The 13,019-nt window shown below is 42.3% G+C and carries 13 protein-coding genes; 1 reads left to right on the forward strand and 12 read right to left on the reverse strand.

Annotated elements, in window-relative coordinates; translation table 11 throughout:
• Nucleotides 1–107: 107 nt before the first annotated feature.
• Nucleotides 108–707: a Yip1 family protein gene (locus tag AOG26_RS08475; RefSeq protein ID WP_054553157.1), complete on the forward strand. Its 600-nt coding sequence runs from the start codon at nucleotides 108–110 to the stop codon at nucleotides 705–707.
• Between the two features lie 82 nt (nucleotides 708–789).
• Here the strand turns inward: AOG26_RS08475 and purF are convergent, their stop codons facing one another.
• From purF to AOG26_RS08535, 12 genes are all read right to left on the reverse strand, one after another.
• Nucleotides 790–2,316: an amidophosphoribosyltransferase gene (purF, locus tag AOG26_RS08480; RefSeq protein WP_054562087.1), complete on the reverse strand. Its 1,527-nt coding sequence runs from the start codon at nucleotides 2,314–2,316 to the stop codon at nucleotides 790–792.
• 18 nt (nucleotides 2,317–2,334) lie between these two features.
• Complete coding sequence (locus AOG26_RS08485; RefSeq protein WP_036969851.1) at nucleotides 2,335–2,829, reverse strand: CvpA family protein; 495 nt, start codon at nucleotides 2,827–2,829, stop codon at nucleotides 2,335–2,337.
• 311 nt (nucleotides 2,830–3,140) lie between these two features.
• Nucleotides 3,141–3,794 carry an SPOR domain-containing protein gene (locus AOG26_RS08490; RefSeq protein ID WP_054562088.1) on the reverse strand — a complete coding sequence of 218 codons (654 nt, stop codon included), beginning with the start codon at nucleotides 3,792–3,794 and terminating at the stop codon, nucleotides 3,141–3,143.
• A gap of 11 nt (nucleotides 3,795–3,805) precedes the next feature.
• Nucleotides 3,806–5,071, reverse strand: a complete 1,266-nt coding sequence (gene folC, locus AOG26_RS08495; protein WP_054562089.1) for a bifunctional tetrahydrofolate synthase/dihydrofolate synthase — start codon at nucleotides 5,069–5,071, stop codon at nucleotides 3,806–3,808.
• A gap of 25 nt (nucleotides 5,072–5,096) precedes the next feature.
• On the reverse strand, nucleotides 5,097–5,972 hold the full coding sequence (accD, locus tag AOG26_RS08500) for an acetyl-CoA carboxylase, carboxyltransferase subunit beta (RefSeq protein WP_054562090.1): 876 nt from the start codon (nucleotides 5,970–5,972) through the stop codon (nucleotides 5,097–5,099).
• 158 nt (nucleotides 5,973–6,130) lie between these two features.
• A complete protein-coding gene (gene truA / locus AOG26_RS08505; protein WP_054553162.1) occupies nucleotides 6,131–6,925 on the reverse strand; it encodes a tRNA pseudouridine(38-40) synthase TruA in 795 nt (264 codons plus the stop codon).
• A gap of 141 nt (nucleotides 6,926–7,066) precedes the next feature.
• A complete protein-coding gene (locus AOG26_RS08510; protein WP_054553163.1) occupies nucleotides 7,067–7,399 on the reverse strand; it encodes a Na+/H+ antiporter subunit G in 333 nt (110 codons plus the stop codon).
• An 8-nt stretch (nucleotides 7,400–7,407) separates the two neighbouring features.
• Complete coding sequence (locus AOG26_RS08515; protein WP_054553164.1) at nucleotides 7,408–7,677, reverse strand: K+/H+ antiporter subunit F; 270 nt, start codon at nucleotides 7,675–7,677, stop codon at nucleotides 7,408–7,410.
• On the reverse strand, nucleotides 7,671–8,207 hold the full coding sequence (locus AOG26_RS08520; protein ID WP_054562091.1) for a Na+/H+ antiporter subunit E: 537 nt from the start codon (nucleotides 8,205–8,207) through the stop codon (nucleotides 7,671–7,673). The genes AOG26_RS08515 and AOG26_RS08520 overlap by 7 nt, the downstream gene beginning before the upstream one ends.
• Nucleotides 8,207–9,724, reverse strand: coding sequence for a monovalent cation/H+ antiporter subunit D (locus AOG26_RS08525; protein WP_054562092.1), 1,518 nt, complete (start codon nucleotides 9,722–9,724; stop codon nucleotides 8,207–8,209). Before AOG26_RS08525 ends, AOG26_RS08520 begins: the two co-directional genes overlap by 1 nt.
• Nucleotides 9,721–10,065, reverse strand: a complete 345-nt coding sequence (locus AOG26_RS08530) for a Na+/H+ antiporter subunit C (RefSeq protein ID WP_054553167.1) — start codon at nucleotides 10,063–10,065, stop codon at nucleotides 9,721–9,723. The genes AOG26_RS08525 and AOG26_RS08530 overlap by 4 nt, the downstream gene beginning before the upstream one ends.
• Nucleotides 10,065–12,857 (reverse strand): monovalent cation/H+ antiporter subunit A, encoded by a 2,793-nt coding sequence (locus tag AOG26_RS08535; RefSeq protein WP_054562093.1) that lies wholly within the window; start codon nucleotides 12,855–12,857, stop codon nucleotides 10,065–10,067. Before AOG26_RS08535 ends, AOG26_RS08530 begins: the two co-directional genes overlap by 1 nt.
• Nucleotides 12,858–13,019: the final 162 nt, after the last annotated feature.

The raw sequence follows: 13,019 nt of genomic DNA on the forward strand, positions 1-13,019 counted from the left end.
ATCGATTATTTCAGCTTCTTGACAAGATTTAATTACTGAACCATAACTTAATCAAAGCTGTACAAAAATAAAACAGCTCATATTCCTTTTTTACAGGGGCAATGATTATGATTCTAAACCACTTATGGGGCTTATACGCTCACCCACTCGAAGAATGGCAAACAATTGATAACCGTCATGAAAGCTTGCGCTATAGCTTATCGCACATTTTATTAATAGCCTGTATTCCTTCATTGATGGGCTACTATTCATCAGTTTATTTGGGCTGGAGTATTGGCGCAGGTGAGGCTGTATATTTAACCCATGATAGTGCATTACTTATCGCGGTTGCGATGTACTTTGCACTAATTGCGGGCGTTTTTGCACTGGCATATTTAGCTCATTGGATGGCAGTGACCTTTGGTGCAAAACCCACCTTTACACAAACCCTAGAGCTTGCAGCTTATACTGCAACGCCGGTATTTATGTCTTCATTTGCGGCATTCTTACCTGAACTATGGTTTGTGGTATGTGTAGGCCTTGTAGCACTGGCCTACTCAGTTTACTTACTCTACACAGGGGTGCCAATTTTAATGCACATTCCTGAAGAGCGAGGATTTATCTATGCCAGTTCAGTAGTCACCTGTGGGCTGATCTTACTGGTAATTATTTTAGCTGCGACAGCTATTTTATGGACTAACGGAATTGTCCACCCTATGTTTACTTAAGTTCATTGTTATTTTCCTTTCTTTCCATAAACAAAAAAGGAGCTGTGAAGCTCCTTTTTTATACCAATCAAATCAAGGCTGATTAATCAGCGCTGTTTTCTTCTTGGTTATGTAACTCTAAACTTGCTGACATCGCATTTTCACGAGTTGATTTCGCTGAATCATTACGTAAACGGTCAATGTGGTTTAGGTAATCTTGGTCGATATCACCTGTGATGTATTGACCATCAAATACTGATGTTTCAAAACGGGTGATTTCTGGGTTTTCTTGGCTTACTGCTGAGATTAAATCATCTAGCGATTGATAGATAAGACCATCTGCACCAATGCTGGCGTTGATATCTTCAACTTCACGGCCATGAGCAATTAGCTCTGCTGCCGATGGCATATCAATACCGTAAACGTTCGGGAAACGAATCTCTGGCGCTGCTGATGCGAAGTAAACGTTCTTCGCACCTGACTCACGAGCCATTTCAACGATTTGCGCTGACGTTGTACCACGAACAATTGAGTCATCAACAAGTAATACGTTTTTACCTTTGAACTCACGGTCAATGGCATTCAGTTTTTGACGAACTGACTTCTTACGCATTTCTTGGCCTGGCATGATAAACGTACGGCCAATGTAGCGGTTTTTAACAAAACCTTGGCGGTATGGCAGGTTAAGAGCTGATGCAATCTCAAGTGCTACGTCACATGATGTTTCTGGGATTGGAATAACCACATCGATGTCTTTGTCAGCCCATTCACGTGCGATTTTCTCACCTAACTTAGTACCCATGTTTACACGTGTTGCATAAACAGACATACGGTCAATTGTTGAGTCTGGGCGCGCAAAGTAAACAAACTCAAAGATACACGGCGAGTAAGTTGCTTTTTCAGCACACGCTTGTGAGAAAAGTTGACCATCTTCAGTTACGTAAATTGCTTCACCTGGTGCAACGTCACGAACAAACTCAAAGCCATCTGTTTTTAAAGCAACGCTTTCTGATGCAAACATGTACTCAGTACCATTTGCAGTTTCACGCTTACCAAATACTAATGGGCGAATACCGTTCGGATCACGAAACGCAACAATACCGTGACCAATGATCATTGCAATTGTTGCATAACCACCGGTTACTTTATTATTCACTTCAGTTACCGCTGTGAAGATATCTTCAGCATCAAGTTTTAGCTTGTTCGATTTACTTAATTCATGCGCCATGATGTTAAGTAAAATTTCAGAGTCAGATGTTGTATTAACATGACGGCGAGCTTCTGAAAATAATTGCTGCTTTAATGCTTCTGCGTTTGTTAAGTTACCATTGTGCGCAAGTGCGATACCAAATGGCGAGTTAACATAGAAAGGTTGCGCTTCAGACGAGCTAGAAGAACCAGCTGTCGGGTAGCGAACATGGCCAATACCAATTGTACCTTGCAGACGTTTCATATGGCGTGTATGAAATACATCTTTTACAAGGCCATTGGCTTTACGTAAGCTAAACGTGTTGTTTTCAATGGTAATGATGCCAGCTGCATCTTGACCGCGGTGTTGCAAAACAGTTAAGCCGTCATATAACGCCTGATTAACAGGAGAAGTTCCGACTATGCCAACGATACCACACATTAAATTTATCCTCGCCGATTAACGGTTTACAGAATTTAAAAAGCTCGAGTTGTTTTCGAGGTACGAGAAGAACCACTCAACAACAAAGCCAAATTCTGGAATCAAAATAGAGTTGCCCCACCAATGCGTATTAGGTGCACCGGTAAAAGCATCAAGAAAGAAGAGTAACGCGCTTACGACCAACACGCCACGAAGAGCACCAAACACTATGCCGAAAACACGGTCTGTGCCAGATAAACCAGTACGTTGTACAAGTTCACCTAAAATATAGTTTAGTAACCCACCCAACAGGAGTGTCGCAAAGAATAATATGGCTATTGCGGCTGCATTTCTTAAAAGGGGTTCTGAAATACTTGTTAGGAAGGATGCTAAATATTGGTAAAACAAACTAGAGATGATAAATGCGCCAGCCCATACAGCTAATGACATTGCTTCTTTTACAAAGCCACGTATTAAGCCGATGATAGTGGATAGTGCAATAATGCCAAGTATGGCGTAATCAACCCAGATCATAAGAACCAACTAGTCGTTAATTTGGGGCGCATTCTATACCCAAACCACCTGTGGATGCAAGAATTCAGCATGAGATAAAACGCATTTAGGCAAGGCATTGATTGTAGGGAGTGGTGTCCCCTTGTGAAAATCAATAACGCAGAATAAATGCGTTTTAGCCATGCCCTTCGGGCGCTTCACAGGGCTTCCACTACTGTGTTGTGGCAATTTGAAAGGTACCTACATTCCTGCATCGCCACGCCTTGTATTGAAAACCCTGTGATAGCGCTGAATCATGGATCTACAGGTGGTTTGGGTATTTGGATGCCAGATCATTTTGTAATTTCAAACTGAGTAACTTTGCCGTTTAACTTGGTTAACTGCTTTAACTCAGGAAGCTTACTTTCTAACTCTTTCTTGCTAAGTGAAGGACCTACAAAGACTTTTGTCAGTGTGCCGTTCGGGGTTTTAATTGGGCGAGTGAAGGTTTTGAAACCATTCGCTTTTAATTTTTCTTGTAGTGATTTCACATTAGGTGCGTGAGAAAAACTGCCCAGTTGAATAACATAAGCCATTTGTGTGAGGTTCTCTTCTGGCTTACGGGTTGGCTCAGGCGTTTTAGCAGCTGGCTTGGCAGGCTCTTGCACTGCAACTTTCGGCTCAGCTTTGTTAATTACCGGCTCATCAGTTGAAGCTTCAACCATTTGCGGTGCAGTATCAATTTGCTGGGTTTCATTTGCGACAAGATCAGCATCGTTTGCTTGCGTATCTTCAACCGGGATTTGCGAAGGTTGCTCGGCAGAGGCGACTTTATTATCAATCACCTCTTGCAAGTCTATCGTAGTGAACTCAGGGCGTTCAGGAATAGCTTTAAAGCCTTCTTTATAATGAACCTTCTCACCATCCAAAATGTTTGGAATGAAGACAATAGCCGCCACAACCACAATCGTGGTGCCTACTAAGCGATTAATAAACCCTGCGTTCACCGATTTCCTCTCTATTTTTTAAAGTAATTGATGGCTGCAGCCACAGTTATAAACGAACCGAACACAATCACTAACGTGTTTTCATCAACATTTGGTAATAACGTATCTAGCGCAGTTTCAACACTCTCATAGTGCGTACTAGGCGCTGTTGATGTGGTTTCGGCTAGTGCTTTAGCAAGATTCTCAACTTTGTCGCCACGAAAACAATCTAAGCTTGCTAACGACCACTGGTCAACAACATTTGCCACGGCCGACATTGCAGCCACTTTATCTTTATCTGCAAGCATAGCGACTAATGCATGAATTTTAAACCCTTGATCTTTATACACGCTTAATTTGCGTGCCAAATATCGAGCTGACTCAGGATTATGTGCAACATCGGTAAAAACAAGCGGCTGCTGACTTAAATGCTGAAAGCGCCCTTCTACAGTTAGATCCGCCAAGCAATCACGCACTTGTTGCTCACTTGGCAATAGCTCAAGTTTTGCAAGTAGGGTCAACGCGGTTGCTGCATTTTGACAAGGGATAGCGGGCTTAGCTAAGCGCCAATCGTTACCTTGGTACTGCCAGTTAAAGCCTTCATTATCTTCTGTGAATATGAAGTCTTGGCCTGATAGCACCATATCAGCGTTAATTTCATTACCATAATCAGTCACTGTATGCGGAATCGCTAAATCGCCAACAATAGCGGGTGTATTGGTACGGAAAATACCGGCTTTATCATACCCAACAAGTTCACGAGTATCACCTAGGTATTCTTTATGGTCTAAATCTATGGTGGTGATCACACAAGCATACGGATTCACGATATTAGTCGCATCAAAACGGCCACCCAGCCCCACTTCTAGCAGCACATAATCAACGGCGTGACGTTTGAAAATAGCCAGTGCGCCCAGAGTTCCATACTCAAAGTAAGTAAGCTGCGTGTCACCACGGCCTTTTTCGAGCATATCAAAAGCATCAACATGGAATTGATCGTCAAGCTCTTGGCCATTAATACGTACACGCTCGTTATAACGAATAAGATGCGGCGAAGCATAAGTACCCACACTGTAACCCTGTGCAAGTAATAAGCTTTCTAGGCAACGGGCTGTGGTCCCTTTACCGTTGGTGCCTGCAATTAGGATTATTTTGCTTGATGTATCGAGTAAGCCGACTTGGTTTGCCACGCGTTCTACGCGCTCTAAACCCATTTCGATATTAGCAGGATGGACACTTTCTAAATAACAAAGCCAATCATCAAGGCTTGATGATTGGCTAGGAAGGATTTCTGTCATAGCGTTTAATCAGTTAAGCTGAAATTTACGCTACTCTATGCTCTTGTTCAGTAGAAGGCAAGTTCATAAATTTCGCTAAGATACGTGCAAGGGTGTCACGCATTTCACGACGGTCTACAATCATGTCGATTGCACCATGCTCTAGCAAGAATTCACTGCGTTGGAAACCTTCAGGAAGTGTTTCACGAACTGTTTGCTCAATTACGCGAGGACCCGCAAAACCGATAAGCGCTTTAGGTTCAGCAACGTTTACATCACCAAGCATTGCCAGTGATGCAGATACACCACCCATTGTTGGATCAGTTAATACTGATATAAACGGTAAGCCTTTTTCGCTCATTTTTGCAAGTGCAGCACTTGTTTTAGCCATTTGCATTAATGACATAAGAGCTTCTTGCATACGTGCGCCGCCTGATGCAGAGAAACAAATAAGTGGCATGTCGTGCTCTAAACATTGATCTACAGCTTCAACAAAACGAGCACCTACTACTGACGCCATTGAACCACCCATAAACGAGAACTCAAATGCAACAGCAGCAACAGGAATGCCTTTTAGGCGGCCCTTCATTGCTACAAGTGCGTCTTTCTCGCCACTTGCTTTTTGTGCTTGGCTAATACGGTCAGAGTATTTTTTAGAATCTTTAAACTTTAATACGTCTTTTGGTTCGTGCTCTGCACCAATTTCTTGCCGATCAGCATCATCTAAAAAGTTTTCAAGACGTTTACGGCCACTTAAACGCATGTGGTGATCACACTTAGGACACACGTTGAGTGCTTTTTCTAATTCTGCTTTATATAAAATTGAATCACAGTCTGTACACTTAGCCCAAACCCCTTCAGGGATTTCTTTACGACCTGACGATTTAGTCGTTTTAGGTAAGATTTTTTCTAACCAACTCATTTGCAACTCTCTTAATGCTGTTCTGTGTCGCAGTCTGTTTAATTGGAAACACTCACTTGTGTTTCTGATAACAAATAAACAGACAGATTTTTTCAATTAAAACATGAATTACCCGCAGACGATATAAAAAACTGGTCTTAGTAGTCGTGGACTTAAGACTAACTGTCTGAATCAGGTAAAAACAAAGGCCCTAATGGTGTTTTAGGAATGCCAAAATGTTCTGGGTAATCCACATCAACTAAGTAAAGGCCAGCGGCTTTTGCTGTTGCACTTGCCTTAGCGCGCTCTTTTAAATCGAGTAATTCTTTTAACCACACAGGTTCATGCTTATGAAGACCAATGTCCATCAAACACCCGGTGATGTTTCGTACCATGTGATGTAAAAACGCATTGGCTTTAATATCAATGATCACATAATCACCTTGGCGTTTTACCGATAAATGGTGAATAGTACGATTAGCTGTATTTGCTTGGCAGTGTAGTGCTCTAAACGAAGTAAAATCATGCTCACCTATTAAATACTGACAGGCTTCTTGCATTTTAGTTTCGTCTAATGGGTGATGAAAATGGGTCACCCCTTCACTCATGATAGCGCCGCGATAGGTGTAATTATAAATCACATAACGATAGCGACGTGCTGTGGCACTAAAACGAGCATGAAAGTCTTCGCTTACAGGCTTGGCAAAGCGAATAGCAATATCTTTTGGCAGTAAGGTATTCATACCCATCGTAAACGCGACCATTTCACGCTCAGCGTGAGTATCAAAATGGATCACCTGCCCAGTGCCATGTACACCCGCATCGGTGCGGCCTGCACAAACAATTTCGACTGGATGATTACAAATACGCGACAACGCCGTTTCTACTTCTTGTTGTACGCTATTGACGTGTGATTGACGTTGCCAACCACTGTAACGCGCGCCGTTGTACTCTACTCCAAGTGCTACTCGCATAATGCTCTATTTACCTACTGTACTAAATGACGGGGCATTTTATGCGATCTACGAGCGCAATAAAAGCCACAGTAGTAGATCACATTGTTCTGATTACTCAGATATCACACCAATTCGCTTAACTATTATTGCGAGCTGGTATTAATCTTCTTCGATGTTATCGAGGCCCTTGGTGCCATCTTTAGCACGAAGCTTGTGGTGGATGGCTGATTTGATCAGCATATAGCCGCTAATAGGTGCGGTGATCAGTAAGAAAATCGAAATCAAAATTTCTTTCACACTGATGCCATCGTGGGTGTAGCTAAAATACACCATGGCAGCAATTAGCAATGATGCCATGCCAAGCGTTGTTGCTTTAGTTGGACCATGTAAACGCATAAAAAAGTCAGGCATTTTCACAAGTCCGATTGAACCTATAAGAATAAAGCAACCACCAATTAATAATAAGATTGATACAATCCATTCACTCATCATTCGTTACCTTATTCAATAATATCGCCACGCAACAGGTATTTACATACCGCTACAGTGCTCACAAAGCCAAGCATGGCGATTAATAATGCGGCTTCAAAATATAAATCGGTGCCCATGCTCATGCCATATAGAATAATTAAAGCAATGGTATTTATGAACATAGTATCTAAAGCCAATATACGATCAGGTACCGACGGCCCAACAATTAAACGCCATAGGTTTAACAGTAACGATATGGCTATCATTGCAAAAACAATTAGAAAAACGGTATCTAGCATCGAAAAATCTCCTTAAGCGGTGCTTCGTAGCGCTGCTTAATAGTATTAATTAACGCTTGTTCATCAGCTAAATCGAGTACATGAATCAATAAGTAGCGCTGCTGAATTTCTTCGCCCTCTTCGAGTGACTCAGGAATAGGATAAACCTCTGCGCTCACTGTACCTGGTGTTAAAGATACTGTGCTGGCCAAAATAGTGATTGGCATTTCATGGCTTAAATCCAATGGTACTTTGATAAAACCTGGGCGTAACTTTTTCGTTGGTCCAAGGATCAACAGAGCAACTTGTAAGTTAGCAGTGACAATATCGTACAGCACTAACAATAAGTGCCTAAACGCAAGACCTGGCCTGACAATAAGAGGCTGTGGATCACGAAATGGGAATGTGATCCACGGAATAGTAATAGCAAAAAATGCAGCTAAAAACAGATGTCCTGGCGACACACTATTATTTAACAACAGCCATACAATGAATAATAAAACACTGCGAAATGGTGTTGGCAACCAACGAAAGCGAGATTCTAAACGCATTATTGGCCTCCTTGTAATACAGCGTTGATGCTAGTGTTGATATCAAACAACTGCTCTGACGTTGCTAACATATAGTCTGAAATCGGTCCTGCAAATACAACCATTAATGGTGAACACGCAAGTAATGCAACTACAGCTATCACTTTAACAGGGTGTGCTTTAGTGCCATCAATTGCTTCACTGTCTTTATGGGTGTGATCCCAAAATAAGCTGGTACCGGCTCGTGAAACCGCCACTAATAACGCTAAACTAGAAACTAGGTAGATTGGCCAAAACAACATGGCTTTTTCGCTATCTAACGTGCTCTTTAAAATCCATACTTTGCCGACAAAGCCAGATAACGGTGGCATACCAACAACAGCAAGTGCAGCCACTACAAAACAAGTACCAAGTAAATATGGCTGTGCAACGGCGCGCCCTGCAACTAACCGGTCAGCAACTTTACCTCGTTGCTGAGCAATTAAATCCGCAATTAAGAATAGTGCAGCGCAAATAATGGTTGAATGCACTAAGTAGTAAAGTAATGCAGCTGTTGCAGAGACATTCTGAATCGCAACCAATGCCACTAAAGTACCCACAGATACAACCACCAGATTCGCAATAAGCTTTCTAAAATCTTGACTCGCTAATACACCAATACCACCCATCACTATGGTCGCTAGTGCTAAGCCCCATAACCAAGGCTGTGCCATGTGAGCGAGTTCGCCAGCATTATCACCAAATATTACGGTATACACGCGCAACATGGCATACACACCGACCTTGGTCATAATCGCGAATAATGCAGCAACTAATGGCATTGCACTTGCGTAGGTATTCGGTAGCCATAAATGTAACGGTAATAACGCGCCTTTTAACGCAAATACCACGATTAACAGCAAGCCACCAATTTTAGCAAGGTAAACATCATCACCCGTCAGCTGTGGTACTTTTTGCGCTAAATCAGCAATGTTCAATGTGCCTAACACACCATAAAGTACACCCAGCGCAATTAAGAATACGCTTGAACCAATCAGGTTTAAAATGACGTACTGCAGTGCAGCTCGGGTACTATGTTTGTTGCCGGCATGCATCAATAATGAATACGAAGCAATCAACAGCACTTCAAAAAATACGAACAGGTTAAATACATCGCCAGTTAAAAAGGCGCCATTTACACCTAACACTAAAAAGTGCACTAACGGATGGAAAAAGCTCCCTTTTTTATCATCGCCTGCACAGCTATAAAGCACCACAACTGCACCAAGGAAACTGGTAAGTAGCACAAGTAGCGTTGCTAGCCTATCGGCAACCATCACAATACCAAATGGTGCAGACCAATCACCGATTGCGTAAACAAGCGGTGCGGTACTATTTACGTGAAATAATAAATAAGCACTGACCAATAGTGTGACAATCGACAAAATAACCGACGAAACACGACGAATATGTAAGTTTTTACCACATGGCGGCATGAGTAAAATCACCCCTGCCAACATCGGAATTAAAATTGGTAAAGAAGCTAAATGCTGAATCATTTTTGCTCCTTCGATGACTTAACAAGGTGACCATCAACATGGTCATTACCCAAGTCAGCACGGCCACGAATCGCTAAAATAACCACAAAAGCGGTCATCGCAAAGCCAATTACAATGGCGGTTAAAACCAGTGCTTGAGGGAGTGGATCGGCATACTCACTGCCTGTACCAAGTACAGCCGCTTTGTTAATAGTTAAACGACCTGAAGAGAATAAAAACAGGTTAACTGCATACGACAACATAGTCAGGCCGAGTACTACCGGGAAGGTACGAGCCCGTAATATTAAGTAAATTCCGCATGCAACCAGCACGCCGACGCATGATGCGTACAATACTTCCATTAAATATTTACCTCTTGCTTGGGTGTATCAGCAGTTAATTTACCTAAACTTGCTAAAATCATCAGCGTTGCACCTACAACAGTTAAATACACACCTAAATCAAATACGATAGCACTAGCAAGTTCTGTCTTGCCGACTAGCGGAATATCAAAATAATCAAACCAGGTTGTTAGGAATGGACGTTCGAAGAACCAACTTCCAATACCTGTAAACAATGCAATAGCAATACCTGACGCAATAATCTTACGATAATTCACGTCAAATCTGTCTGCAATCCAGTGCGAACCATTAGCCATATATTGCAAAATAAATGCAATCGCAGTGACCAGTCCTGCAATAAAGCCACCACCTGGTAAGTTATGACCACGTAAGAAAATATACGCTGACACAAGTAATGCAAGTGGTAACAAGCTTTGTGAAATACTCGACAGTAGAATTGGGTAACGCTCTCTTGCCCATGGGCGCCCTTCACTATCACTTGCAGGCATAAACAGCGGCAAGTTAATAAGAAGCTTATAAATACCTAACGCAGCAATACCCAATACGGTAATCTCACCTAGGGTATCAAACCCCCTAAAGTCAACGAGGATAACGTTTACAACGTTAGTACCACCACCGCCAGTTTTTGCATTAGCAACAAAGAAGTCAGAAATTGACTCAAGTGGTCTTGTCAGAAGCGCATAACAAATACTTGCCACAACCACACCAATTGCCGATGAGATACCCAAGTCACGTAGAATACGCAGTGAGCTTGACTCTTTCGGAGTACGCTGTGGTAAAAAGAACAGTGCGAGCATCAGTAGCATTACCGTGACAACTTCAACGGTTAACTGAGTCAGTGCTAAATCTGGCGCAGAGAATCGAGTAAATGCAACAGATACCATCAGGCCTACGATTGAAATCATAATCAAAGATATCATTCGTGAGCGATGCCAAATAACCGTTGCCAGCGCACCAATTATTAGTAAGCCAGCACCAATAGCATTATGGAAATCGATTGGCGTTAACTCACTTGCTCCTGCTAACTGGCGCATTTCAAATAAAGGCCAGCCCGCACACATAAGCACCACAGCAATCATCACAAAGGCATAGCGCTGTAACGAGCCATTTTCGATTCGTTTAATCTTTTCTTGTGACCATTTAATTAAGCTATATAAGCCACGCTCAAAGCCTTTCTTAGCATTCAAAGTTGGCAATGAAGCTTGGAAGTGGAACAGGTGCTTACGCTGCACATAAATCATCACGCCCACGCTTGTAGCAATAAAGCTCATTAACAGCGGTAAATTAAAGCCATGCCATACTGATAGCTTATAATCTGGGGCTGCATCGCCGAGCACTGCGAAAGATGCCGAAGCTAAAATATCACTTACTGCAAAGTGCGGGAACATACCGACGAGTAAACACAGCACAACCAAAATTTCGATTGGTACACGCATATAGCGTGGTGGCTCATGAGGCTGTTTTGGCAAATCGATTGGGTCGCCGTTAAAAAACACGTCGTGAATAAAGCGTGCTGAATACGCGACAGAGAGTGCACCAGCAATAGTCGCTAACACTGGAATTAACCAAGACATAGAGCCAAGCACTTGCTGATGCAGTGTTTCGGCAAAGAACATTTCTTTCGATAAGAAACCATTTAACAGTGGCACGCCCGCCATGGCTGCCGCTGCTACCATAGCAAGTGTGGCGGTATACGGCATAAAGCGCCACATCCCATTAAGTTTACGCATATCACGGGTGCCAGTTTCATGGTCAATGATACCCGTTGCCATAAATAACGACGCTTTAAAGGTTGCGTGGTTAATAATGTGGAAGATAGCAGCCACTGTAGCAAGCTCAGTGTCTAAACCAAGCAGTAAGGTAATTAAACCTAAATGGCTGATTGTTGAATACGCCAGCAAGCCTTTTAAATCATGCTTAAATAACGCGATATAAGCGCCAACCAATAAAGTCGCCAGACCCGTCATTGCCACTAAGATAAACCATGTATCTGTGCCTGAAAGCGCAGGATAAAAACGCGCTAATAAAAAGATACCTGCTTTAACCATGGTTGCAGAGTGTAGGTAGGCACTGACTGGTGTCGGTGCTGCCATGGCATGTGGTAACCAAAAATGAAATGGAAATTGTGCAGATTTGGTAAATGCACCTAAAAGCACTAATACCAACGCAGCCTCATAAAGTGCATGAGATTGAATAAGCGCTTTGCTTGCTAAAATCACATCAAGATTATAACTACCAACAATATCACCAATTAGTAATAAACCTGCTAGTAACGCAAGACCACCGGCACCTGTAATAGCAAGTGCCATACGCGCGCCTTTGCGAGCTTCTGACTTATGCCACCAATAGCTAATCAATAAGAACGAGCTAATACTGGTGAGCTCCCAGAAAAACCACAGCTGGATCACATTATTCGACATCACGATGCCGACCATTGCGGTCATAAATAGCATTAAATAGCAGTATAGCTTTGGCATTGAGTCGCTACTACTCAAGTAATAACGCGCATAAAAAATCACCAGGGTACCGATACCCAAGATCATATATAGAAAAAGTAACGTTAAACCATCAAGTCGAAACGAGACTTGCATGTTTAAAAGAGGGATCCACTCAGCAGTGTAGCGAATTGTTTCACCAGAAAAGACTGCAGGGGTATACGAAAATACAATTCCAAGGGCAATCAAAGGCGCTAACATGGTCAAAGCAGTGCTTTGGTTACGTGTTAGTTTTGAAGTGCAGGATGAAATAACACTGCCGATTAAGGATAACAGGGGTATCCAGAGCAAAGTCATAATTAGGAGCCTTTTAGTGTCATAAGAATATCAATACCGCTCTAGTTTTAATTAGTTGCGTACTGTTCATTTGGATGGTTAAAAGTTGGCTTCAAAAAAAGCTTACAATGCGTATAGTTATACTGATCAGGTGCTATTTTGTCTATAGGAGACACACCTATT

Source organism: Pseudoalteromonas sp. UCD-33C, assembly GCF_001306895.1.
GTDB lineage: Bacteria > Pseudomonadota > Gammaproteobacteria > Enterobacterales > Alteromonadaceae > Pseudoalteromonas.

What these genes read in the sequence shown, in the direction of transcription:
- AOG26_RS08475 (WP_054553157.1), top strand. Translation starts at nt 108, where the DNA reads ATGATTCTAAACCACTTATGGGGCTTATACGCTCACCCACTCGAAGAA.
- folC (WP_054562089.1), bottom strand. Translation starts at nt 5,071, where the DNA reads ATGACAGAAATCCTTCCTAGCCAATCATCAAGCCTTGATGATTGGCTT.
- AOG26_RS08535 (WP_054562093.1), bottom strand. Translation starts at nt 12,857, where the DNA reads ATGACTTTGCTCTGGATACCCCTGTTATCCTTAATCGGCAGTGTTATT.
- accD (WP_054562090.1), bottom strand. Translation starts at nt 5,972, where the DNA reads ATGAGTTGGTTAGAAAAAATCTTACCTAAAACGACTAAATCGTCAGGT.
- AOG26_RS08530 (WP_054553167.1), bottom strand. Translation starts at nt 10,065, where the DNA reads ATGGAAGTATTGTACGCATCATGCGTCGGCGTGCTGGTTGCATGCGGA.
- purF (WP_054562087.1), bottom strand. Translation starts at nt 2,316, where the DNA reads ATGTGTGGTATCGTTGGCATAGTCGGAACTTCTCCTGTTAATCAGGCG.
- AOG26_RS08485 (WP_036969851.1), bottom strand. Translation starts at nt 2,829, where the DNA reads ATGATCTGGGTTGATTACGCCATACTTGGCATTATTGCACTATCCACT.
- AOG26_RS08515 (WP_054553164.1), bottom strand. Translation starts at nt 7,677, where the DNA reads ATGCTAGATACCGTTTTTCTAATTGTTTTTGCAATGATAGCCATATCG.
- AOG26_RS08510 (WP_054553163.1), bottom strand. Translation starts at nt 7,399, where the DNA reads ATGATGAGTGAATGGATTGTATCAATCTTATTATTAATTGGTGGTTGC.
- truA (WP_054553162.1), bottom strand. Translation starts at nt 6,925, where the DNA reads ATGCGAGTAGCACTTGGAGTAGAGTACAACGGCGCGCGTTACAGTGGT.
- AOG26_RS08520 (WP_054562091.1), bottom strand. Translation starts at nt 8,207, where the DNA reads ATGCGTTTAGAATCTCGCTTTCGTTGGTTGCCAACACCATTTCGCAGT.
- AOG26_RS08525 (WP_054562092.1), bottom strand. Translation starts at nt 9,724, where the DNA reads ATGATTCAGCATTTAGCTTCTTTACCAATTTTAATTCCGATGTTGGCA.